The organism is Aureimonas sp. Leaf427, assembly GCF_001425485.1.
Lineage (GTDB): Bacteria > Pseudomonadota > Alphaproteobacteria > Rhizobiales > Rhizobiaceae > Plantimonas.
This window is the reverse complement of sequence record NZ_LMQW01000034.1, coordinates 87,925-109,854: the sequence shown is the minus strand read 5'-3', so window position 1 is coordinate 109,854 and position 21,930 is coordinate 87,925. Positions and strand designations below refer to the sequence as shown.

The 21,930-nt window shown below is 67.7% G+C and carries 19 protein-coding genes; 10 read left to right on the top strand and 9 right to left on the bottom strand.

The window, feature by feature from the left end; all coding sequences use genetic code 11:
* Positions 1-3: 3 nt before the first annotated feature.
* Entirely contained in the window at positions 4-1,311 is a 1,308-nt protein-coding gene (locus tag ASG62_RS16595; RefSeq protein WP_056693402.1) for a tlde1 domain-containing protein, read from the bottom strand.
* A gap of 204 nt (positions 1,312-1,515) precedes the next feature.
* Positions 1,516-2,412 (bottom strand): sugar phosphate isomerase/epimerase family protein, encoded by an 897-nt coding sequence (locus ASG62_RS16590; protein ID WP_056693400.1) that lies wholly within the window; start codon positions 2,410-2,412, stop codon positions 1,516-1,518.
* 337 nt (positions 2,413-2,749) lie between these two features.
* Here ASG62_RS16590 and ASG62_RS16585 point away from each other — a divergent pair, with 337 nt between their 5' ends.
* From ASG62_RS16585 to ASG62_RS16565, 5 genes are all read left to right on the top strand, one after another.
* Positions 2,750-3,892, top strand: a complete 1,143-nt coding sequence (locus tag ASG62_RS16585) for an extracellular solute-binding protein (protein ID WP_056693397.1) — start codon at positions 2,750-2,752, stop codon at positions 3,890-3,892.
* 71 nt (positions 3,893-3,963) lie between these two features.
* Positions 3,964-5,055, top strand: coding sequence for an ABC transporter ATP-binding protein (locus ASG62_RS28100; protein ID WP_056693396.1), 1,092 nt, complete (start codon positions 3,964-3,966; stop codon positions 5,053-5,055).
* Complete coding sequence (locus ASG62_RS16575; RefSeq protein ID WP_056693395.1) at positions 5,052-5,933, top strand: ABC transporter permease; 882 nt, start codon at positions 5,052-5,054, stop codon at positions 5,931-5,933. The genes ASG62_RS28100 and ASG62_RS16575 overlap by 4 nt, the downstream gene beginning before the upstream one ends.
* A gap of 2 nt (positions 5,934-5,935) precedes the next feature.
* Complete coding sequence (locus tag ASG62_RS16570) at positions 5,936-6,805, top strand: ABC transporter permease (protein WP_244487540.1); 870 nt, start codon at positions 5,936-5,938, stop codon at positions 6,803-6,805.
* Complete coding sequence (locus ASG62_RS16565) at positions 6,802-7,782, top strand: sugar phosphate isomerase/epimerase family protein (protein WP_082537128.1); 981 nt, start codon at positions 6,802-6,804, stop codon at positions 7,780-7,782. Before ASG62_RS16570 ends, ASG62_RS16565 begins: the two co-directional genes overlap by 4 nt.
* 64 nt (positions 7,783-7,846) lie before the next feature.
* Here ASG62_RS16565 and ASG62_RS16560 read toward each other — a convergent pair whose 3' ends face one another.
* The 3 genes from ASG62_RS16560 to ASG62_RS16550 all read right to left on the bottom strand — a co-directional run bounded on the left by ASG62_RS16560 (position 7,847) and on the right by ASG62_RS16550 (position 9,953).
* Positions 7,847-8,128 (bottom strand): hypothetical protein, encoded by a 282-nt coding sequence (locus ASG62_RS16560; protein WP_056693388.1) that lies wholly within the window; start codon positions 8,126-8,128, stop codon positions 7,847-7,849.
* A gap of 123 nt (positions 8,129-8,251) precedes the next feature.
* Positions 8,252-9,193 (bottom strand): nucleoside hydrolase, encoded by a 942-nt coding sequence (locus ASG62_RS16555; protein WP_056693387.1) that lies wholly within the window; start codon positions 9,191-9,193, stop codon positions 8,252-8,254.
* 106 nt (positions 9,194-9,299) lie between these two features.
* Positions 9,300-9,953, bottom strand: a complete 654-nt coding sequence (locus ASG62_RS16550; RefSeq protein ID WP_162246007.1) for a DUF1007 family protein — start codon at positions 9,951-9,953, stop codon at positions 9,300-9,302.
* Positions 9,954-10,405: 452 nt separating this feature from the next.
* Between ASG62_RS16550 and gndA the strand changes: the two genes are divergently transcribed.
* The 3 genes from gndA (at position 10,406) to ASG62_RS16535 (ending at position 13,306) form a co-directional block, all read left to right on the top strand.
* The gene (gene gndA / locus ASG62_RS16545; RefSeq protein WP_056693385.1) at positions 10,406-11,833 is read left to right on the top strand and encodes an NADP-dependent phosphogluconate dehydrogenase; all 1,428 of its coding nucleotides are present in this window, start codon (positions 10,406-10,408) and stop codon (positions 11,831-11,833) included.
* Positions 11,834-11,905: 72 nt separating this feature from the next.
* Positions 11,906-12,673 (top strand): SDR family oxidoreductase, encoded by a 768-nt coding sequence (locus tag ASG62_RS16540; RefSeq protein ID WP_200944660.1) that lies wholly within the window; start codon positions 11,906-11,908, stop codon positions 12,671-12,673.
* Positions 12,674-12,763: 90 nt separating this feature from the next.
* Positions 12,764-13,306: a gluconokinase gene (locus ASG62_RS16535; protein ID WP_056693381.1), complete on the top strand. Its 543-nt coding sequence runs from the start codon at positions 12,764-12,766 to the stop codon at positions 13,304-13,306.
* A 17-nt stretch (positions 13,307-13,323) separates the two neighbouring features.
* On the opposite strand, the gene ASG62_RS16530 is transcribed toward ASG62_RS16535, so the two are convergent.
* Positions 13,324-14,412, bottom strand: a complete 1,089-nt coding sequence (locus ASG62_RS16530) for an HWE histidine kinase domain-containing protein (protein ID WP_244487539.1) — start codon at positions 14,410-14,412, stop codon at positions 13,324-13,326.
* Positions 14,413-15,018: 606 nt separating this feature from the next.
* Between ASG62_RS16530 and ASG62_RS16525 the strand changes: the two genes are divergently transcribed.
* Entirely contained in the window at positions 15,019-16,521 is a 1,503-nt protein-coding gene (locus ASG62_RS16525; RefSeq protein ID WP_056693374.1) for an MDR family MFS transporter, read from the top strand.
* 12 nt (positions 16,522-16,533) lie between these two features.
* Here ASG62_RS16525 and ASG62_RS16520 read toward each other — a convergent pair whose 3' ends face one another.
* The 3 genes from ASG62_RS16520 to ASG62_RS25795 are packed head-to-tail and all read right to left on the bottom strand — an operon-like array spanning position 16,534 to position 20,105.
* Positions 16,534-17,214, bottom strand: a complete 681-nt coding sequence (locus ASG62_RS16520) for a class II aldolase/adducin family protein (RefSeq protein ID WP_056693372.1) — start codon at positions 17,212-17,214, stop codon at positions 16,534-16,536.
* A gap of 60 nt (positions 17,215-17,274) precedes the next feature.
* Positions 17,275-17,916, bottom strand: coding sequence for a dihydroxyacetone kinase subunit DhaL (gene dhaL, locus ASG62_RS16515; RefSeq protein ID WP_413814217.1), 642 nt, complete (start codon positions 17,914-17,916; stop codon positions 17,275-17,277).
* A 35-nt stretch (positions 17,917-17,951) separates the two neighbouring features.
* Entirely contained in the window at positions 17,952-20,105 is a 2,154-nt protein-coding gene (locus tag ASG62_RS25795) for a bifunctional sugar-binding transcriptional regulator/dihydroxyacetone kinase subunit DhaK (protein ID WP_082537126.1), read from the bottom strand.
* 201 nt (positions 20,106-20,306) lie between these two features.
* Here ASG62_RS25795 and ASG62_RS16505 point away from each other — a divergent pair, with 201 nt between their 5' ends.
* The gene (locus ASG62_RS16505) at positions 20,307-21,755 is read left to right on the top strand and encodes an ABC transporter substrate-binding protein (RefSeq protein WP_244488606.1); all 1,449 of its coding nucleotides are present in this window, start codon (positions 20,307-20,309) and stop codon (positions 21,753-21,755) included.
* Positions 21,756-21,930: the final 175 nt, after the last annotated feature.

Sequence of the window (21,930 nt, the reverse complement as noted above, 5' to 3'; positions counted from 1 at the left end):
GATCTACTTCTTGCCGAATCCGAAGAGCGAGGCGATGCGGGGCGTGCCGGGGTTCTTGTAGCTCGGCACGACGACCAGCTTTCGGATCTCGCCGCGCTTGAAGGCGGCGAGAAAGCGCTTGTAGTCCTTGAAGGACACGCAGCCGTTGGAATCGCCGCGCGGTCCGAGCATGTAGGTGTGGGCGAGCAGGCCGTTGCGGTTGTGGATCTTCCGCTCGCCGCCGATCGGCGTCAGCCGGATCGCCGCCACGCCGTGGAACAGGCTCTCGCGCATCGTCAGATTGTAGGTGTGCGGCGGCGTCGGCCCGCGATTCTTCACATGGACGTAGCGCACGTCGTCGCGCAGCGAGCCGAGGCCCGAATGAGCCTCCAGCCGCTCGCCGTTCGGCAGATAGACCGTCGAGGCGGAGATATCGTAGACGGCCGTGCCGGCGCCGATGGCAGGCGACAGCGGCCGGGTCCGCTCCGGCCCCATCGCCGGCTCGTCGTCGAGCGCGCCGGCATCGGGCCGCGCATAGGCGAGGAGGCCGGCCGGCGCGCGGCTGCGCTTGCGCAGATCCGGCTCGGCCACGGCCGCCTGGCGGAACGGGCGCGCGGTCGGCATCGGCACGGCGAGGGCAAGCTCGCGCTCCAGCGCATCGCGCGCGCTCTGCGGCGGGTCCAGTGCCTCCACCGGCAGATCCGGCAGCGCGACCTCCACATGATCCGGCTCCAGCGAGGCGGAAAGCACGGCCGCTGCCGGAAGCTTGGCAGCGCCCGCCTTCGGCGCCGGCACGGCGGCGGCAAGGACGCGCTCGGCCTCGGCGACGGGCGCCTTCGAAGCCGCCGCGACAACGATGGACGCCGGCAGCGCGGCCGGCACGAAAGCGGCCCACTGGCCGACGTCGGCGGCATCGAACCGGTGACTCTGCACCACGATCGGCCTGGAGCGTGCTTCGGCGGCGCGCTTCTGCTCGGGCCGCGAGAAGACGGGGCGCGCGGCCGCCAGCCGGCTCTCGCGATGCTGAAGCGCCGCGATCGTTTCCGGCAAAGCGCTCTGCGCGGCGGCTCCGTCGAAACGGCGCACATCCGGCGCCGAGACGACGCGCGGCATCGGCGCCGGCCGCACGATGCGCTGCGACAGGACCGGCGCAAGGCTCGGCTGCGATGGATGCGGCAGATAGAGCGCGAAGGCTGTCGCGACGCAGCCGAGTAGTCCGCCCCCGATGAGGAGGCCCGTCGCAAGGCTCGTGCCCGCCGGCTTCGAGCGCCGGCTGGAATGCTTGGCCGGGCGAGATCTGCGCGAGGCTGGCGCCTGGATGTCCTGTGTCATGGGATGGGGCGCCGCCTCGTCTCGTGTCGAACGGGCCGATCGCGCGCCTCCGGGACCATCCGGTCCGGGCCGCGATCGGCTGTTCTCACAATGAGCGCTTATGGTTACCAATCTCTAAGCGACGCCCCCCGGCAGGCGCACGGATCCAGCGATCCGCGCGCCCGGCGACGGCTGCGCTCCCACCCGTGCGGCCTCGCTAGACGTTCACGGCAGACGGCTGCGCTGGCTCGCCTGCCGCTCCGCCTCCTCGGCCGCCTTCAGCTGCGCCTTCGTGTACATCAGCGCATGGGCCGCCAGATCGTGCCCGTCCTCCCAGAGATTGCGCCAGATGCCGAGGATGCCCTCCAGCGGCTGCCCGACGACGCGCGAGGAAAAGCTCTCGAAGGTGATCGGCCCCTTGTACTTGGCGCGAACCAGCGCGCGGAACACGCCGGCGAGATCGATCGTGCCGGAGCCGATGTAGCCGCGATGCGAATCGCCGGTGTGGAAGTAGCCGATATGCTCGCCGGTCTCGACGATCGCGGCGGCGATGTCGGATTCCTCGATGTTCATATGATAGACGTCGAGATGCACCTTCACGTTCGGCGCGCCCACGCGCTTCATCATCTCGACGCCCTGCGCCGCCGTGTTGCAGATGTTCGTCTCGTAGCGATTGACCACTTCCAGCACGAGCGTGATCCCGCTTCGGGCGGCGATGTCGGCGACCGCGTTCAGCGTTTCGGCCGACTGCGCGATGCCGTCGGCCGTCGGCGGGCGATCGTACTTGCCGAAGGCGGAGTAGAGAATGCCGCCGATATACTCGCCGCCGCAGTCGCGGCAGACCGCCACCGCGTCCTCCAGCTTGCGCCGGCCCCGGCGGCGCTTGTCGGGATCGCCCGACGAGATGTCGCTGTCGAAATCGAGGCCGAGCGAGAAGTTGATGCCGATACCGGCCTTCTCCAGCTGCCGGCTGGTGAAGACGGGGTCGATGAGGCTCGGATCGAGCGCCGGCGCCTCGATGAAGTCGTAGCCCGTCTCGGCCGTCGCCGCGATGGCGCGTGCGCACTCGTCCTCGCTCCATCCGGCCTCCCAGACGAGCGCATGGATTCCGAGCTTGTTCATGGTCGTTCCTCCCGTTCTTCCCTCTTGCCGGAAGGGCCTCCACCCTTCCCGCCGCCCCTCCCGGGCGGTCCTTCCCGGCGATCTCGTCGGCCGGGGGCACGGGCCCTTCTTTACACGAACGCTCCGCCGGGCACGCGCCCTCGCGTCCGAACCATCGCATTTTGCACCGATGACGATCACTCGTGCCTATCAAGACCGCGACGCCCGAAAGGGATCGGCGACATCGGCTCTCCGGCCGTCTGCCGGCCGTCGTCTCCCTGTTACGATCCAGTGCTAGGCGCCTCATTCGGGAAGACGCAGGCCGTCGCCGGCGTCCCGTTTCGAGGAGAGTGCGACCATGGACCATGGCGCGACCATCACCGCATCCGGTATCAGCCGCCGCAGCGTTCTGCGCGGGGCAGCCGCCACCGCGCTGGCGATGCCCTTCCTCTCGCGCGGCGCCTTCGCGCAGTCGAGCTCGGGCGAGCTGAAACTTCATGCATGGGCCGGCTACGTCTCTCCCGAAATGCTGGCCGCCTTCGAGAAGGCGACCGGGATCAAGACGACGTACATGCCCTACGGCACCAATGACGAGATCCTGAACCTCATGAAGGTGAACCAGGGTCAGGGCGCCGACATCATCTGGCCGGCCGTCGACCGCGTGCCGAACTTCGTCGAGGCCGGGCTCGTCCAGCCGATCGATGAGGCCAAGGTGAACTGGTCCGGCTGCATCGACAGCGCGATCGAAAGCTCCAAGAAGTTCGGCGCCGTCGTCGAGGGCAAGCGCTATCAGGTGCCGACCGACTGGGGCACCGAGGCCATCGCCTACAACACCGAGAAGGCGCCGCTCGCCTACGGCACGGCCTCCTATCGCGATCTCTGGAAGCCGGAAATGGCGGGCAAGGCGACCGTTCGCGGCCATTCCGGTCTCGTCGGCCTCGGCCTCGCGCTGGAAGCCGAGGGCAAGCTGCCCAAGCCCCTCCTCGACAGCTTCAAGAACGAAGAGGCGATGCGCGCCAATTACGACGTGATCCTCGCCGAGGCGGTGGCGCACAAGGCCAACGTCGCGCAGTTCTGGTCGAACCAGAACGAGGCCCAGGGCGCCTTCCGCACCAATGGCTGCGTCATCGGCCAGACCTGGGATTCCTCGGCCGCCGGTCTTGCCGCCGAGGGCATGCCGATCGGCTATCTCGCGCCGAAGGAAGGCGCGCTGACCTGGATGGAGGGCATCTCGCTCCCCATCGGCGCCGCCAATCTCGAACAGGCCTATGCCTTCGTCAACTGGATGCTGACCCCCGAGGGCGGCGCCATGTATGCGAGCTACGCTAAGGTCAACTCGACCGCGAAGGGTGCCGAGACCCTGCTGCCCGCCGAGAGCAAGACCTTCTTTGCGAACGCCTATCCGGCCGACGCGCTGGACAAGCTCTGGTGGTGGCCGATCCAGGAAAGCTGGTTCGTCGAGCTGCGCACGGAATACCAGGACAAGTTCCTCGCCGCCTGACCGGCCGCAATTCCGGGACCTCGCGCCAGTCGCGAGGTCCCCTCGCCTTTCCTCTTTCCGAACGGCCTCCCATGACCAATGCGGTCAGCCTCATCGACATCGAAATGCGCTTTGCGCAGACGCAGGCCGTCAAGCGCATGTCGCTCGACGTGCGCGCCGGCGAGTTCTTCTCCATTCTCGGCCCTTCCGGCTGCGGGAAGACGACGCTTCTGCGCATGATATCCGGCTTCCTGGCGCCGACCGCCGGGCGCGTTCTCTTCAGCGGCGTCGACATGACGGGCGTGCCGGCCAACCGGCGCCCGACCGCGATGATCTTCCAGTCGCTCGCGCTCTTTCCGCTGATGACGGTGTGGGAAAACATCGCTTTCGGGCTGGAGGCGCGGGGCGTGCCCAAGGCCGAGCGCCGCAAGGCCGCCGAGCGCCTGCTCGACCTCATCGCCCTGCCCGGCTATGGCGACCGCCTGCCGCACGAGCTGTCCGGCGGCCAGCGCCAGCGCGTCGCGGTGGCCCGGGCGCTCGCCATCGAGCCAGAGGTTCTGCTCCTCGACGAGCCGCTCTCCGCACTGGATCTGAAGCTGCGCCAGCATATGCGGGCCGAGCTGCGCGATCTGCAGAAGCGGACGGGCGTCACCTTCATCTACATCACGCACGACCAGTCCGAAGCGCTCGCCATGTCCGACCGCGTCGCCGTGATGAGCGCCGGCGCGCTCCAGCAGGTGGGCGCCCCGCTCGACCTCTACGCCAATCCTCAGACGCCCTTCGTCGCCGAGTTCGTGGGTGAGACGAACGTCCTGACCGGGACGGTCGTCGAGATCGCGGGTGGCTTCGCCGTGCTCGAATCGCCCCATGGCCGTTTCGTCGGGCGGCCCGGCGCCGGGCTTCGGCCGCAGATGCAGGCGCGCCTTTACGTTCGCCCGGAAGCCCTCGGCCTGAACCGGCGGGACGCGGACAACACGCTGAACGTCGTCTCCGACCGCTTCGATTTCGAAGGCGCCTTCGCCACCGCCCATGGACGCGTCGCGCAGGGCGCGAACCCGCTGGCCGTCCAGGTGTCGATCCCGCATCGCCAGCTCGGCGACGCGCCGGGCATCGGAGAGGCCTTCATCGCCGGCTTCTCCCGGCAGGACGCGATCGTCCTCGGCACCTTGGATGCGCGCGCATGAGCGAGATCCTGCGCCGGTTCGGCGGGCCGCTCGGCTCGACCTTCCTTCTCCTCGTGGCGCTCTGGCTCGCGGGGCTCGTCCTCGTGCCGAACCTCACCATGCTGGACTTCGCGCTTCGCCCCAACCTGCCGCCGGCACAGCTGGGCGGGCCGAAGGACGTCTACTCGGCCACGAACTTTCTCTATCTCCTCGACCGCCCCGCCCATGTCTGGATCTTCCTGAAGACCGTCTGGGGCAGCGCCGTCGTCACGCTCGCCACGCTCGTCCTCTGCTATCCGCTCGCCTACTGGCTGGCGCAGACCGCGACGCGGCGGCAGGTCGGGCTGGTGCTGCTCGTCCTCGCCGTTCCCTACCTCATGAACGAGGTGCTGCGCGGTCTCGCCTGGTACATCATCCTCGCCTTCGAAGGCCCGCTGAACCAGATGCTGACCGGTCTCGGCCTCCTGTCGGAGCCGATGCGCTGGTACGGCGACGGCGGCGTCCTCGCCGGCATGGCCTATGCCTATCTCCTCTTCATGCTCTTCCCGATCTACAACTCGATCGGCACGCTCGACCGCGCGCAGATCGAGGCCGCACGCGATCTCGGCGCCGGCACGATCCGCATCCATCGCCGCGTCGTGCTGCCCCATGCCAAGGTCGGCATCGCGACCGGCTGCGTCTTCACCTTCATGCTCGCCGCCGGCAGCTACATCGCGCCCGCCCTTCTCGGCGCGCCGGGAAGCCGCTGGTTCACGCAGCTGATCTACGACTGGTTCTTCGAGAGCGGAAACTGGAACAGGGGCGCGGCCTACGGCCTGACGCTGCTCCTCCTCTGCATCGCCGCCGTGCTCGGCATGCTGCGCCTCTTCCGCGTCGATCTGGCGAGTGCGGTGAAATGACCGTGCTTCAGACCCCGACGATCGCCCCCGCCGGCCCCGCCTCGAACGCCGCCGATGGCCTCGCCTCGCGGCTCGGGCGCGGAATGCCGCGCCTGGCCTTCCGGCTCTACGCCGCCACCTTCTTCACCTATCTCCTCCTGCCGCTTGGCATTCTGGCGGCTGCCACGTTCAACGCCAGCAGCTTCCCCACGATCTCGCCCTGGCTGGGCACGACGACGAAATGGCTGGAGGCTCTCTTCACCGACGCGGAAATGGGCCGCGCGCTCCTGAGTTCGCTGATGATCGCGGCCGGCGTCATCGCCATCTCGCTGCCCGTCGGCACGGCGGCGGCTCTCGTTCTGACCAGCCTCAACGGCCGGGCGCGGAGCTTCCTCTACGCGCTGATGGTCTCGCCGCTGCTGACGCCCGGCGTCGTGATCGGCATTTCGACGCTGCTCTTCTGGCGCCGGATCGGCGTCGGCGGAGGCCTGGCCTTGAGCATCCTCGCCCAGTCCAGCTTCATCATCTCCTTCGTGATGCTGATGGTCGCCGCGCGGCTTCAGCGCTTCGACCGGACGATGGAGGACGCCGCCCTCGGCCTCGGAGCCTCGCGCCTTCTCGTCTTCCGGCGCATTCTCCTGCCCTATCTCAGGCCTTCGCTCTGGGCGGCCGCCGGCATCGCCTTCCTCCAGTCCTTCGAGAACTACAACACGACCCTCTTCGTGCGCGGCGTCGAGACGCCCCTTACGATCTTCGTCGCCTCCAAGGTTCGGGCGGGCCTGACGCCGGCGGTCAACGCGCTCGGTCTCGTCATGATGGTCCTCGCCGTCGCGGGTGCGGTCGCCGTCGAGATCGCCCGCCGGCGCCGCTCTGCCGCAAAGGCGCAGGCATGATCCCGCAGAGGCGGACGGAGGGCGGCCCCGGGATGGCGCCGATCGCCTGCAAGGTCGGCATGTCGGCCCGCTCGGTCGAGCCCGGTCTCGGCCATCTCGGGGCCGAACTCGACCGGATCGAGGCACTCGGCGTCGACCTGATCGAACTGCCGACCTTCGACTACGATCTCGTCGTCGGCGGCCGCATCCGCCGGCCCCAGCTCGCCGCGCTGATACGCGCCTGCGAGGGGCGCTCCGTCGCCTATTCGGTCCACGGGCCGCTGGCGATCAACCTGATGGACCCCGCCATCCGGTCTCCCCGGCACATGGAGGTGCTGGAGGCTTCGCTCGACGTCGCGGCCGCCGTCGGCGCGGAGCATTACGTGGTCCACGCCGGCATGACGAAGGAGCGGCGCATGGACGCGATCGAAGAGGGCTACGGCCGCCAGCGGGATCTGCTGGCCGCGGCGGGCGATCTCGCCGCCGCTCGCGGCCTCGTCCTCTGTGTCGAAACGCTCTTCGAGTTCGACGGCTTCACGCATACGCCGAGCCCGGCGCGGCTCGCCCGCGAACTCGCGGCGATCGGCCATCCGGCGGTCAAGGCGACGATCGACGTCAGCCACAGCTATCTGAAGCTCGATGCGGAGGGACGGCGCGACAGCTTGGTCGAGGAGATCGGAACCCTCGCCCCCTTCGCTCCCCATTTCCATCTGCACGACAGTTTCGGCCGCCCGGACGATCTCTGGATGTACACGGAGGGCGAACGCCTCGCCTACGGTCACGGCGACCTGCATCTGCCCATCGGCTGGGGCGACATTCCCTGGGACGCGATCGTGGAAACCTGCGTCTTCCCGGAGGGCGCGGTCTTCAACATCGAGCTGAACCCGCGTTATCTCCACGCATCCGCCGAATGCGTCGCGGCTGCGCGAGACCTCGCCCGACGCGCCCGGACCGCCCCAGCATCGGGCGCTGAAACGCTCGGCGCGGTCGCGGCCTGATCGGCAGCGACGGCTTTGCGCGAGCGCGCTCTATCACACGCTCGCGCCCTCAAGATAGAACGCTTCAGGCGGTCGGCTTCTTGGCGCGGGCCTTGCGAACCTTGGTCGCGGGCTTGGCCGGAACCTCGTCGGCGACGCGCTCGCTGATCGCGAGATCGTGGATCTGCAGGCTCTTCTCGCCGTCCAGCGGGGTGCCGCCGGTCAGGGCGTAGAAGGCGGCACGGACCACGTCCTTCTTGGATGCCTCGGGATGAAGCTCGCGCACGGCCGCGATGATCTCCTTCGGTTTCGATCCCGGGACGGCACAGGTGCTGACGGCCGCGGCCAGGGTTTCGATCTTCGACATCACTCGTTTTCCTACGTCATCAAACTGTCATCCAGCAAATCACTGAACTCACTGTCACAATCAACCCGCCAATTGCCGAATGCCGCACCGATCTCACTTTAGGGAAAGTCGAGCCGAAACGCGTCACGGCAGGCGCGCGATCCGCTCGGCCAGGAAGGCGTAGAACCCCTCGGCATCGCCCGAACGCACGAAGAAGGCATTCTTCGGCCGGTCCGTGACGCCCCAATAGTCCGCGACCGTCATGCCGCGCGTCAGCTCGCTCGCCGTCTCGATCTCCACATTGATCAGGCGCCCTTCGAAGAGCTCGGGCCGGACCAGGAAGGCGGTGACGCAAGGGTCGTGCAGCGGCGCGCCCTCCCAGCCGTATTTCTGGAGATCGAACCCCTGCGAGAAGGACAGCATGGCCGCGACGGCATCGCCCGACCGGTTGCCGATCGCCCGGAAGGCCTCGATCCGCGCCTCGGTCGCGCGCATCTGGTGCGTCACGTCGAGCGGCAGCATGGTCAGCGGCACGCCGGCGGCGAAGACGATCTTGGCCGCTTCGGGGTCCACGTAGATGTTGAACTCGGCGGTCGGCGTTATGTTGCCGACCTCGAAATAGGCCCCGCCCATGAGGACGATCGCCTCCAGCCGGGCCGCGATGTCCGGCGCCTTTAGGATGGCGAGCGCGACATTCGTCAGCGGGCCGAGAGCCAGGATCGACACGGTGCCGGCCTCGTGGGCGCGCACGGTCTCGATGATGAAGTCCACGCCATGCCGGGGAGCAGCTGCGATCGTCGGCGCCGGCAGGTCGGGACCGTTCAGCCCCGTCTCGCCATGGACATGCTCGGCCGTCTTCAGACGCCGCATGAAGGGCCGGTCGGCCCCGGCATGAACGGGAATGTCCGGCCGGCCCGCCAGTTCGACGAGCTTCAGCGCATTGGCGACCGTGTGATGCAGCGGCACGTTGCCCGCGACGACCGATATGCCGAGAACCTCGATCTCCTCCGGCGAGCCGAGCGCCGAAAGGATCGCGACCGCATCGTCCTGCCCCGGATCGGTGTCGAAGATCGCCTTGCGCGCCATCGCCTCGTCTCCCTGCCATCGACGGGGACTTGGGCCCCCTCACGCCGATCCACCCATGGACGATGCCGGCGGCTTTGACGAGTCGGAACCCGCCGGCACCCGAACCTCAGCCCGCCCCGCAGGCGATCTTGAACTTGGTCGAGAGCACTTCGGAGAATTTGATCCCGTCCTCCGGCACGGTGTCGTTGCTGCCGAGCGCGGAGATCGTCGCCATCCAGGACTTCGCCGCCTCGTCCGGGGACGGCGTGCTCATGTCGCCATGGCAGTCCTTCGGCAGGCCCTTGGCGACGAAGCTGGACGCCCCGGCGAAGTCGAAGGCGACGAAATAGGTGTTGTCGAAGGCCGAGAAGGTCGTCGTCCCGCCTTCGAGGTCGAGCGGCTTCGACGGTCGCATGTCGAAGGAGAAGCGCAGCTTGCGGCGCGTCTCGTCGTAGACGACGTCGAGCGTCGGCGGCGCCTTCATCGCGACGAGGTCGGCGCCACGATGCACGAACGTGTAGAACGACCATTCCTGGATCGAGGACGCCACCTGCTTGCCGATCGCGGCGAGTTCGCCCTTGTCGAGCTTGCCGTTCGCGTTCTTGTCGAAATCGACGATGACGCTGGAGGAGAAGAGCTCGTCCATCCACCAGGCATTGTGCAGCTTTTCCAGATGTCCCGTCTTGTCCGCGACGATTTCCATCGTCGCCTCCGCGAAGACATGCGGATGAGCCGCTGCGGCCGAGGCCCCCATCAGGAGCGCGGCGAAAGCCGTGGACATCGTCGGCCCGAGGCCGCGCGGACGAATGGGCATTGAGCGCTCCGGAATCGGCGGCCGCCAGAGTTTGTCAGGGATAAGGGGGAACCGGGCATCGCGAAAGACAAACGACAAGAAAGGAATCGAGAGCCTGTCCGGTTCGGCATGAACCTGACGGGCTCTGGACCGCCCGGACGGGCACCGCAAGAATGGCCGAATTGAGAAAGGGACGACACGCCGATGGGGCGCACCAGCGTCCGACGAGCCGGCGGCCCCTTCGACATTCGATCCGATCGAGCCTCTGTCCCTGCGCCCCCGTATGGACTCGTCTCTGTTTCCCGGATGGGTTCTTGCCTATTTAGAGCGCGTCCGACGCTCGGCGGGCGGGATGACGATCCCAAGAAGGTTCCGAGACAGGCCGGCCGGACGGGCCGGCGAAACGCCCGCGAACGATCGGGCCCGCAGGAGATCAGACGATGAAGACCAAGGCGGATATCGGCGTGCTCGGCATGGGCACGATGGGCGGCATGCTCGCCCTCAATCTGGCCGAGAAAGGCAACGAGACCGCGATCTTCAACCGCACGGCCGAGAAGACGCACCGGCTCGTCGCCGACAATCCGGACCTCGCCCCCCGTCTTCATCCGGAAGAGACCCTGGAAGCCTTCGTGGCCGGCCTCAAGACGCCGCGCGTCGTGCTCGTCATGGTCAATGCCGGCGCGCCGGTGGACGAGCAGATCGCCCATCTGACGCCTCTGCTGGAGGCCGGCGACATCATCATCGACGGCGGCAATGCGGACTTCAACGACACGGTGCGCCGCTCGAAGGCCGCCGAGGGCACGGGCATCCACTTCGTCGGCATGGGCGTCTCCGGCGGCGAACAGGGCGCGCGCCACGGCCCTTCGATCATGGTCGGCGGCGCCAAGGATGTCTGGCAGCGCCTTCAGCCGATCCTCGAGCCCATCTCCGCCAAGCATGAGGGCGAGCCCTGCGTCGCCTGGCTCGGCCCGGACGGCGCCGGCCATTTCGTCAAGACGATCCACAACGGCATCGAATATGCCGACATGCAGATGATCGCCGAGATCTACGGCCTGCTGCGCGACGGCGCCAAGCTGGAGGCGCCCGCCATCGGCGCGATCTTCGCGGACTGGAACACGCGCGGTCTCTCCTCCTACCTCATCGAGATCACCGCCGCCGTCCTCGCCGAGCCCGACGAGAAGACCGGGCGTCCGCTGGTCGATCTCATCATCGACGAGGCCGGGCAGAAGGGCACGGGCCGCTGGTCCGTCATCGAGGCGCAGAAGCTCGGCATCGGCGCGACGACGCTCGAAGCCGCCGTCTCCGCGCGCGGCATCTCCTCCCGCCGCGACGAGCGCATCGCCGCCGCCGGCATCTTCGACGGCATCGCCCTCGAAACGTCGGGCGCGGTGGCGGCCGACGCCGCAAGCATCGCCGAGCTGGAATCGGCGCTGGAGACCGCGAAGATCATCGCCTATGCCCAGGGCTACGCCGTGCTGGCATCGGCCTCCGAGGAGTACGGCTGGGACCTGCCGCTGCGCGACATCGCCCGCATCTGGCGCGCCGGCTGCATCATCCGCTCGGTCTTCCTCGACGACATCGCCAAAGTCTACGAGGCCGGCGACGGCATCGTGAACCTCCTTCAGGCGCCGAGCTTCTCGGCCCGGGTCGCGTCCGGCCAGGAGGCCCTGCGGCGCGTCGTCTCCCGCGCGGTCCTCGCCGGCCTCCCCGTCCCCGCGCTTTCCGCCGCCCTCTCCTATTTCGACGACTACCGCCGCGCCCGCGGCACGGCCAACCTCGTCCAGGGACAGCGCGATTTCTTCGGCGCCCACACCTATCGCCGCTTCGACGCGGACGGGGCGCATCACCACGTCTGGCCGGTGATCTGAACGAAACGCGGGTACGAACGCTCGCCGGGAAATCGGTCGGAACCGAGAAGACACGCATCGGGAAGGATGATCATGTCGCTGAAGCTCTTCGATCTGTCGGGGAAGATCGCGCTCGTCACGGGCTCGAGCCAGGGGATCGGATATGCCCTGGCAGAAGGGCTCGGGCGCGCCGGCGCGCGGATCGTCCTCAACGGGCGCCGGGCCGAGGCGGTCGAGGCGGCGGCGGAGAGACTGCGTGCCGAGGGCTTGGCCGTCGAGACCGCGATCTTCGACGTGACCGAGATCGGTCAGGTTCAGTCCGGCATCGAGCGGATCGAGGCCGAGATCGGGCCGATCGACATCCTCGTCAACAATGCCGGCATCCAGCGGCGCGCGCCGCTGGAGACCTATGCGGCGGAGACCTGGTCCGAGATCATGCGGGCCAATGTCGATTCCGTCTTCTTCGTCGGACAGGCCGTGGCCCGGCCGATGATCGCGCGGGGACGCGGCAAGATCATCAACATCGCGAGCCTTCAGGCGCAGGCCGCCCGCTACTCGATCGCCCCCTACACCGCCACCAAGGGCGCCGTCCTGAACCTCACCAAGGGCATGTGCACCGACTGGGCGCGGCATGGGCTGCAGATCAACGCGATCGGTCCCGGCTATTTCGAGACGCCGCTGAACCAGGCGCTCGTCGACGATCCGAAGTTCACCGAATGGCTGAAGACGCGAACGCCGACCGGGCGCTGGGGCCGCGTCGAGGAACTGCAGGGGGCTGCGATCTTCCTCGCCTCCGCAGCCTCCGACTTCGTCAACGGGCAGATCATCTATGTCGACGGAGGCGTGCTCGCCACGCTCTGAGCCTTGCGCGGCCGACCTCTGTCTCGCCCATCTCGACGCGCATCCTGCGGGTCGGCCTCAACCCACCGCCATCGTCCAAAGGATCGCCCCATGTCCGCAAAGCCCGCCCGGATCGCCGTCGTGATGGGTGTGTCGGGCAGTGGAAAATCGACGCTTTGCGAAGCGCTGAGAGATCGATGCGGCTTTCGATACATCGATGCCGACGACATCCACCCGCCCGAAAACGTCGAGAAGATGCGCGCCGGAATCGCGCTGACGGATGCCGACCGCGCACCCTGGCTGGCGGCCCTCGCCGCGCTTCTCCAAGCTGCCGGCGAAAAGGGCGAGGACACCGCTCTCGCCTGCTCGGCCCTCAAGGCACGCTATCGCGACGTCCTGTCCGGCAGCGGCACCCCCGTCCTCTTCGTCCATCTCGAGATTTCGCGAGCCGACGTCACCCGGCGCGTGGCGGGGCGACCCGACCACTACATGCCGGCCTCGCTCGTCGACAGCCAGTTCGCCGCGCTGGAAGTGCCGGAGCCCGGCCCGAACGTGCTGGTCCTCGACGCCTCGCTGCCGGAGGCCGAGCTGTGCCGGATGGTGGTCGAGCGGTTCGAAAGCGGTCCTGTCGGGATCGGGGCAAAGGCCAGCTGACGCCGGACCGAGCGGCGTCAGAGCACGCCGCTCAGATGATAGACAACGCCCGCCGGCTCGTAGTTCAGGCTGGCCTTGCCCTGGAAATAGGTCGGCACGACGCGTTCGGTGAGGCGCGTGCCGAAGCCGCGCCGCGTGGGCGGCGCGACGGGCGGGCCGTTCGCCTCGGTCCAGTGGAAGCCGAAGGCCCCCTCGGCACTGAGGTCCCAGGTGACGCGGATATGGCCGTTCTCGTTGGACAGAGCGCCGTATTTCGCGGCGTTCGTGGCGAGCTCGTGGATCGCGAGGGCGAGGCCCATGCCCTGCTGCGCCGACAGATCGACGCCCGGCCCCGCCACCTCGAAGCGCGAGCCGCCGTCGAGATGCGGGCCGATCGCGGCCTTCACGACGTCGCGAATGTCGGCCGTCTCCCAATTGCTCTCGGTCAGCATGTCCTGCGCGCGACCGAGAGCCTCGATCCGCTCGCCGGCGGAATGGGCCGCCTCCTCCAGCGAGGCCGCGTTGCGCAGGCTCTGCGTGACCACCGCCTGCACCATGGCGAGCGTGTTCTTCATCCGGTGCGCCAGCTCGCGCTGGAGAACGCGCTGGCGGCGATCCGCCTCGCGCCGTTCGTCCAGGAGCCGTTGCGATTCCGTCAGCTTGCGCGTCGCGTCGATGTGGAAGGCCAAAAGCTCGGCGAAGAGCTTGAACGTGCTGGTGATCTCGATCGACGAGACTTGGCGGGGCGCCGGATCGATGGCGCAGAGCGTGCCGAAGAAGGAGCCGTCGGCCAGGACGATCGGGAAGGAAATGTAGCTGCGAAAGCCGTAGCGCGCCGGCGTGTGATGGCGGCACCAGGTCGCGTCCTCCGCTACGTCCTCGATGATGACGGGCTCGCGATTGCCCCGGATCTCGTTGCAGATCGTGGTGTCGAGCTGCAGTTCGGCGCCCGGCATCAGGCCGAAGCCGATATCGTCGCGCGTCGAGCAGGCGATCCAGCGCTGCTCGGTGACGCGGGCGATGGCCGCAAATCCCATGCCCGTCGTGCGGCAGACGACATCGAGGATCGACGGCACGGCGGGGATGCCGGCGACGAGATCGATGTCGGCCTGATGGTCGTCCAGCACGCGGTTCATTCCCATGAGAGGCCACCGACGGATCGTCGTCAGGACGACCGGCCGCGTGATCCATCGACGGATCGCGAGAACGGATCGTCGCTCTGTTCCCTTTTCGTATCTTCCGAACACGTCCGGTTACAACAGGTCAAGAAGCCATCTAACGATTATGCCGGCGGCCGGAAGCCCGAGAGGAAGCGCCGCCGGCCCCAGCCGGACCGCCTCCGTTCGCAGGATGTCAGGCGAGCGAAGCCGCCTGCCCGGCGCCCCGATCTCGCCGGCCGGAAAGGAAGAGAGCCTCAAGATAAGATTAGCGTTTGAAGACAAGGCCATGGAAGACGACGGCCGCGCGGTCCCTTTGTGGAGGTTGGCTTTCCGGTCGCGACCTTCGGGCCGGCCTCTATCATTTGCGCGAACGCCTCCTCGTTTCCGAAGCCGCCGACCCTATCCTCACACTTTATCGTGCCGGACCGGGCGCGTCCGATTGCCGCGAGCGAACGTAGAGCGTGTCGTTTGAGGCTGGCCGTTGGACGCAAGGTCCGATAGACGGCGCCATATCAGCAGACCTTATCAAAATCGACGCGGCCATCGCGTTCGAAGAAGCGATGAGCCTCCCCCATGACCCCATCCGCAGCAACGCGCCGTCCGCTGATCCTGGCGGCTGTCATGGCCTCCATGGCGATGATCGCCATCGAGGCGACGATCGTCTCGACCGCCATGCCGCAGATCGCGGGACAGCTCGGCGATCTCCATCTCTATTCCTGGGTCTTCGCCTCCTTCCTCCTGGCTCAGACGGCGACGACGGTGATCTTCGGCAAGCTCGCCGACACGTTCGGCCGCAAGCCGGTGCTGCTGTCGGGCATCGCGATCTTTCTCGTCGGCTCGATCCTGTGCGGTTTCGCCTGGTCGATGCCCTCGCTCATCGTCTTCCGGCTGATGCAGGGTATCGGGGCCGGCGCGATCCAGCCGGTGGGCCTCACCGTGATCGGCGATCTCTACTCGGTCGAGGAGCGCGGCAAGATCCAGGGCTATCTCGCCAGCGTCTGGGGCGTCTCGTCGGTCGTCGGCCCCTTCGCGGGCGGGCTGATCATCGAGGATTTCTCCTGGTCCTGGATCTTCTGGATCAACATCCCGATCGGCCTTCTCGCCGCCGTCTTCTTCGTCCGCTTCCTGCGCGAGAAGATCGAGCCGCGCGAGCGCTCGCTGGATTTTGCGGGCGCCGCTCTCTTCACCCTCGCCGTCGCCGCCCTGATGATCTCGCTGACGGAGCTCGGCACGTCGGGCTCGCTCGTCGTCCTCGCCGCGCTCGGCGTCTCGATCATCGCCGCCGCCGGCTTCTTCGTGCGGGAGCGCCGGGCGCGCGATCCGATGATGGATCTGAAGCTCTGGGCCCGCCGCACGATCCTCACCGTCAACGGCGCGACGCTGCTTTCCGGCATGTCGGTAATCGGCCTCACGACCTTCCTGCCCATGTACGTGCAGGGCGTGCTCGGCCAGTCCGCGCTGATCGCGGGCTTCACGCTGACCGCCATGGTGCTCGGCTGGCCGATCGGCGCGACGATCGCGGCCAAGAATTTCGGCCGCTTCGGGCTGCGCCGCGTCATGCTCTTCGGCGCGTCGCTCCTGCCGATCGGCGCCGTTCCCTTCGTCCTCCTGTCGCCCGGCATGTCGCCGCTCGCAGCGGCGCTGGGCTCGGTCGTCATGGGTTTCGGCATGGGCTTCCTGTCGACGGCGGCGATCGTCATCATCCAGGGAAGCGTCGGCTGGGCGGAGCGCGGATCGGCGACGGCGTCGAACATCTTCTCCCGCAATCTCGGCTCGACCCTCGGCGCGGCCGCGCTCGGCGCGGTCTTCAACATCGGCCTTGCCCATCGCGACGGCGGAGCCGTCGGCTTCGACCGCATCCGCGAGCTCCTGGACAAGCCGGGCGCGCTGGCCGCGGACACGATGGCGCGCGACGCCCTGGCCGGCTCGCTGCACGTCACCTTCTGGGGCGTCTTCGCGATCTCGGTCGCGACGCTCCTCCTCACCCTCCTCGTGCCGCGCCTCACCGCGACGGGCGCCGCCCAGCCGGCCGCCGCCGGCGAGGAGCCGGAGGCCGCCGTCGGCATCGGGCACTGACGGATGTGAGGATCAGCCGGCGATAGCCTTGTGGTCGTCCCGGAGACCGTAGGAGGCAAAGCTCTTCGCCGTCTCCGCGATTTCGGCATCCGAGAGGATGACCGGCCCGCCCTCGATCTGGAGGCTGTAATAGTACTGCTTGGCGATGGTCTCCAATTCGACCGCCAGCCACATCGCCTTTTCGAGACTCGGTCCGACGGCGATCGTGCCGTGATTGGCGAGAAGACAGGCCGAGCGCCCCTCGAGCGCCCTCAATGCGGTTCGGGAGAGCTCCGGCGTTCCGAAGATCGCGAAATCCGAGCAGCGCACGTCCGTGCCGCCGAAGGCCGCGATCATGTAGTGGCAGGCCGGGATCGACCGGCGGGCGATGGCGAGCGTCGTGGCGAAGGTCGGATGGGCGTGGACGACCGCCTTCGCATCCGGCCGCGAGCGCAGGATGTCGCGATGGAAGCGCCATTCGGTGGAGGGCTTCAGCGGCCCGTCCCAAGTCGGCGCGTCGTCGCCGCCGAGCGGCATGGAGGCGATCATCTCGGGGCGCATCGCCTCGTAGGGCGTCGCGCTCGGCGTGATCAGCATCCGGTCGCCCCACCGGGCGGAGATGTTGCCGGCCGTGCCCTGGTTCAGCCCGTTCCGGTTCATCTCCAGGCAGAGATCGATGATCTGCCGGCGCAAACCCGCCTCGGTGTCCGCCATACCTGTTCCCCTCCCATCCCGCGACGCCGGGCGAGCGGCGTCGCCAGAACCGCCCTCTGCCTACCCGGCGAAGGTTTCCGCAATCGTCTTCAGCATCAGCGCCGCCGAGGCCGCGCCGGGGTCCATGTGGCCGATCGCGCGTTCGCCGAGGCGCGAGGCCCGACCCTTCGTCGCCATCATCGCCTTCGTCGCCTCGGCGCCCTCTTCCGCCGCGGCGGCGGCGGCGGCGAGACAGGCGTTCAGCGGCCGGCCGGCATCGCGGGCCGCCTCGGCGGCTTCCGCGCCAGGCAGCCAGGCGTCGACCATCGTCTTCTCGCCGCGCGTCGCCTTGCCCCGATCCTGGATGCCCTTGGCCATTGCGGCGACCGCATCGACCATCGCGTCGCGGTCGAGGCTTGCCTTGCCCTTCACCGCCGCGCCCGCGCGCATGAAGGCGGTCGCATAGAGCGGCCCGGACGAGGCGCCGACCGCGTTGAGGAAGGACTTCGCCGCCGTGTTGAACACGGTGGTCGGGTCCGACGCGGAAGCGTCGAGCGCCGCCAGCGCCTCCCGCACGGCAGAAAAGCCGATATCCATCGTCACGCCGTGGTCGGCATCGCCGATGACCCCGTCGAGTTCGCTGAGATGGCCCTTGTTGGTCTCGATCATCGTCCCGATCGCGTCGAACATCGCGATCAGGTCCCTGGCGGTGACATCGGTCACGACCGCTCTCCCATGCTCATCCCCCATATCCCCCCTCAGCCGGCCCGGAACATCGCGCAGTCGCACGGATGGTCGAGAAGCTCGGTCAGCTCCTCGTCGAGATGGACCAGCGTCACCGACATGCCTGCCATTTCGAGCGAGGTGCAATAGGCGCCGACCCAGGTCGCGTGAACCTCGATGCCGCGCTTTTCCAGGCGCTGGCGCACGCGGCGGTTGACGACGTAGAGCTCCATCAGCGGCGTCGAGCCCAGCGAATTGACGAGCACGGCGACCTTGCCGCCCGTCTCCGCCTTCAGCTCGTCGAAGATGCGGTCGAGCATGGCGTCCGTCACCTCGTCGGCCGTGCGCAGCGGCTCGCGCGAGATGCCGGGCTCGCCATGGATGCCCATGCCGATCTCCATCTCGTTCTCGCCGATCTCGAAATTATGCTTCAGCGTCTGCGGCAGCGAACAGGGCGAGAGGGCGACGCCGACCGTGAAGGTGCGCTCGTTCGCCTTGCGGGCGACGCGCTCGACCTCGGCAAGCGGCATCATCCGGTCCGCCGCGGCGCCGGCCATCTTGAACACGAAGAAATTGCCCGCGACGCCCCGGCGCCGGTCCTGCTGGTCGCGCGGCGCGGAGGCGACGTCGTCGGTCGTCACCACGGTGCGTACCTCGATATCCTCCATGCCGGCCAATTCGGCGGCCATGTCGAAGTTCATGACGTCGCCGGCGTAGTTTCCGTAGAGATAGAGAACGCCCGCACCGCCGTTCACGGCCTTGGTGCACTCCACAATCGGGTCCGGCGGGGGCGAGGCGAAGACGTTGCCGACCGCGCAGCCATCCGCGATGCCCTTGCCGACGAAGCCGAGGAAGGACGGCTCGTGGCCCGAGCCGCCGCCGATCACGATGCCGACCTTGCCCGCGCGCGGCCCGTTCACCGCGATCAGCGAGCGCGGGCTACCCTCCAGAAGGCGCACATGGTTCGGATGCGCCTTGACGATGCCCTCCAGCATCTCCTCGATGATGTGCTTGGGGTCGTTGATGAGCTTCTTGGTCTTCACGGCAGTCCCTCCCTGGACTTGTAGCTTGCGGGTTCCCCGCGGCGCCAGCGCATCGGCGACGCCCTCCGCCGCCAGGATGCCGTGCCCGGTCGCGGCATCCGTGATCAGAATCGTGGCGTAGCGGCCGCGCAAGGTCGACAGGATCGCCGGCACCTTGTCCGCGCCGCCGGCCACCGCGATCCGCACGGGAATGGTCTTCAGATCGGCCAGCGTCAGGCCGATCGTGCGCTCGTCGAGCACCCCCTCGATCGGCCGGCCGCGATCGTCGATCAGGCGGCTGGCGACCACCGCCGTCGCGCGGCTCGCGGCGCCGCCGGCCAGATCGTCGGGGGTAATGAGCGCGCTCTCGTAGATCAGGCTTTCCGGCCGCGTCGAGCAGATGCCGAAGAGCACCTTGTCGACCTTGCGCGCCAGGGCGAACTGGTCGGCGACGATTCCTTCCGCCATCAGGATGTCGCGCACCGCGCGGCTGGAGACGAGAGCGGGCGCCGTGATGTTGATCGAGCGGGCACCGAAGGCCTGCGCCAGGCGCGAGACGCAGAGTTCGGGCGAGAAGTCGAAGGTCGCGGTCAGCCCGCCCGTCATCTGCACGACCGAGACGTCGCGGATGCGCGCCGGCGCCATGGACCGGGCGACCGCCATGACCGTGCGCCCCCAGGCGACGCCGATCGAATCGCCCGATTTGACGAGGCCGCGCAGAACGCGCGCGCCGGCGACGCCGAGCCGGTCGAGCAGCGGCGGCCCCGATTCGGCCGATGGTACGACGATGCACTCGTCGAGGCCGAAATGCTGCTTCAGCCCCTGGGCGATCGCGAACTCCGAAAGCCGCGCGGGATCCATGGAGAGCGAGACGATGCCCCGGCTGCGGGCCTCGGAGAGATAGTTGTTCACGGTCCCGCGCGAGACGCCCATCACCGCGGCGATGTCGTTCTGCGTCATCCCGTCCTCGGCATAGAGCCATCCGGCCCAGAGCAGGGGATCGTCGCGGAAATGCAGCGGAATCTGCTCGTTCGCAGAATCGGGATCGGCGGCTGCGACCGCCGTCTTGGCGGCCCGCGCGGACTTCGTCCGGGCCGCGCGGGCGCGGACCGAGCCTAAAGTATCATCGACCGATAGTCGGGACGTGGAACGAACGCTGCGAGCCATATTGACTTTTGTTGTATCCGATTTGAATAATGTCGCCAACCAATATTCGCGACACCCGAAAACAGCAAACGAACCGCTGATTTCGGGAGAAGGTCGTGAAACGAGAGCTTCGTCAAGAAGTCGGTTGAAACGGTCGGCAGCCCTGGGCTGCATCGGGAGGATTCCATGAAGCAGACCCCACGGTCCGGGCACGGACTCATCATGCCGCGGCGCACACTTTTGAAGGGCGCTGCAGCATTCGGTCTCTCCAGTGCTTTGAGCGCGCCCTTCATCAATCGGCTCGCGGCGCAGGAAGCGCATCCGCTGAAGGGCCAGTCGATCGAGATGAACATCCTCGGCATCGCCGGCTGGGTGCCCTCCTCGCTCGGCGTGAAGATGTCGCCGCTCTTCGCCGATTTCGTGAAGGAGAAGTACGGCTACAACGTTTCCTTCGCCTTCCAGGAGGCGCCCTTCTCCGACCTCTTCCAGAAGGCGGCGACCTCGCTCGTTACGAAGAGCCAGGAGTTCAACATCATCATCTCGGACAGTCAGTGGCTCGGCGCGCTCGCCCAGCCCGGCTGGATCTTGAAGCTGAACGACGTGATCGCGGCCAACAAGGGCCTGCAGGTCGACTGGTACTCGCAGACCGTCATCGACACCTACATGACCTATCCCGACGGCAGCCAGGACATCTGGGGCCTGCCGCAGGAGGGCGACGTGGAGGCGCTCTTCGTGCGCAAGGACTGGCTCTCCGATCCCAAGGAGATGGAGGCCTTCCAGGCGAAGTACGGCAAGCCTCTGCCGCAGACCTTCGAAGACTTCGAAAACCTCACCATGGACGAGTTCGAGAAGGTCGCGGAGTTCTTCACCCGGCCGGACCAGCAGCGCTGGGGCTTCGCCCAGCAGTACAGCCGCGTCTACGACTTCGCGACCTGCGCCTTCAACAACTTCCTGTGGAGCCGCGGCGGCGAGACATGGGACCCGAAGACCGGCCAGATCGAGGGCATCCTCAACACCGACAACAACGCCGCCTCCCTCCAGGCCTACAAGGACTGGCTGAAATACGCGCCGCCCGGCGCGACCAATATCGGCATCGCGGAAGGCATCGACGTCTTCACGCAAGGAAAGGTCTTCGCGACCATCCAGTGGGCGGCCGTCGGCCCCGCCATGATCACCGAGGAGCTGAAGGGCAAGGTCCTCGTCGTGCCGCCGCCCAAGCACGGCACGGGCGGGGAGGCCAAGCGCGTCTATTCCATGGGCGGGCAGCCCTGGGTGATCAACGCCTTCAACGACGAGACGAAGATGCGCGTCGCGCTCGACTTCATGAACTGGTGGTACCAGCCGGACACGGCGCTGGAATTCGCCAAGCGCGGCGGCAATCCCGCCGACAAGGCGACGCTTTCGCGCGACGATTTCGACGAGATCAACCCGTGGAACCGCACCTACAAGTTCATGCTGGAAGACGGACGCTCGCGCGATTTCTGGCACGATCCGAAATATTCGGAGATGCTGGCGATCCAGCAGGAGGGCTATTCCTCCTTCGTCACCGGCCAGTCGAGCGATCCGAAGGCCGTGCTCGACTACATCGCCTGCGCCCAGCAGCAGATTCTGAACGACAGCGGCACGGCCAAGACCGCGCCCTCCGACATGTGCGCGATGACCTCGCTCTGAGAGCGAAACTCGCGGCCTGACAGGATGAAGCGCCATTCTTCTCCCCCAGGGGGAGAAGGTGGACGCGAAGCGGCCGGATGAGGGGGCGGGCACCACGCTCGCCTCCTCATCCCCCTCCCGAGCCTGCCGAGGGGCGGGACCTTCTCCCCGCAGGGGAGAAGAAGCAGCTTCGACC

Bases quoted from the DNA above. Each gene is read 5' to 3' on its own strand.
- ASG62_RS16520 (WP_056693372.1), bottom strand. From the start codon at position 17,214: ATGGCGGACACCGAGGCGGGTTTGCGCCGGCAGATCATCGATCTCTGC.
- ASG62_RS16575 (WP_056693395.1), top strand. From the start codon at position 5,052: ATGAGCGAGATCCTGCGCCGGTTCGGCGGGCCGCTCGGCTCGACCTTC.
- ASG62_RS16565 (WP_082537128.1), top strand. From the start codon at position 6,802: ATGATCCCGCAGAGGCGGACGGAGGGCGGCCCCGGGATGGCGCCGATC.
- ASG62_RS16560 (WP_056693388.1), bottom strand. From the start codon at position 8,128: ATGTCGAAGATCGAAACCCTGGCCGCGGCCGTCAGCACCTGTGCCGTC.
- ASG62_RS16555 (WP_056693387.1), bottom strand. From the start codon at position 9,193: ATGGCGCGCAAGGCGATCTTCGACACCGATCCGGGGCAGGACGATGCG.
- ASG62_RS16550 (WP_162246007.1), bottom strand. From the start codon at position 9,953: ATGTCCACGGCTTTCGCCGCGCTCCTGATGGGGGCCTCGGCCGCAGCG.
- ASG62_RS25795 (WP_082537126.1), bottom strand. From the start codon at position 20,105: ATGGCTCGCAGCGTTCGTTCCACGTCCCGACTATCGGTCGATGATACT.
- ASG62_RS16505 (WP_244488606.1), top strand. From the start codon at position 20,307: ATGCCGCGGCGCACACTTTTGAAGGGCGCTGCAGCATTCGGTCTCTCC.
- gndA (WP_056693385.1), top strand. From the start codon at position 10,406: ATGAAGACCAAGGCGGATATCGGCGTGCTCGGCATGGGCACGATGGGC.
- ASG62_RS16535 (WP_056693381.1), top strand. From the start codon at position 12,764: ATGTCCGCAAAGCCCGCCCGGATCGCCGTCGTGATGGGTGTGTCGGGC.
- ASG62_RS28100 (WP_056693396.1), top strand. From the start codon at position 3,964: ATGACCAATGCGGTCAGCCTCATCGACATCGAAATGCGCTTTGCGCAG.
- ASG62_RS16525 (WP_056693374.1), top strand. From the start codon at position 15,019: ATGACCCCATCCGCAGCAACGCGCCGTCCGCTGATCCTGGCGGCTGTC.
- ASG62_RS16595 (WP_056693402.1), bottom strand. From the start codon at position 1,311: ATGACACAGGACATCCAGGCGCCAGCCTCGCGCAGATCTCGCCCGGCC.
- ASG62_RS16590 (WP_056693400.1), bottom strand. From the start codon at position 2,412: ATGAACAAGCTCGGAATCCATGCGCTCGTCTGGGAGGCCGGATGGAGC.
- ASG62_RS16585 (WP_056693397.1), top strand. From the start codon at position 2,750: ATGGACCATGGCGCGACCATCACCGCATCCGGTATCAGCCGCCGCAGC.
- ASG62_RS16540 (WP_200944660.1), top strand. From the start codon at position 11,906: ATGTCGCTGAAGCTCTTCGATCTGTCGGGGAAGATCGCGCTCGTCACG.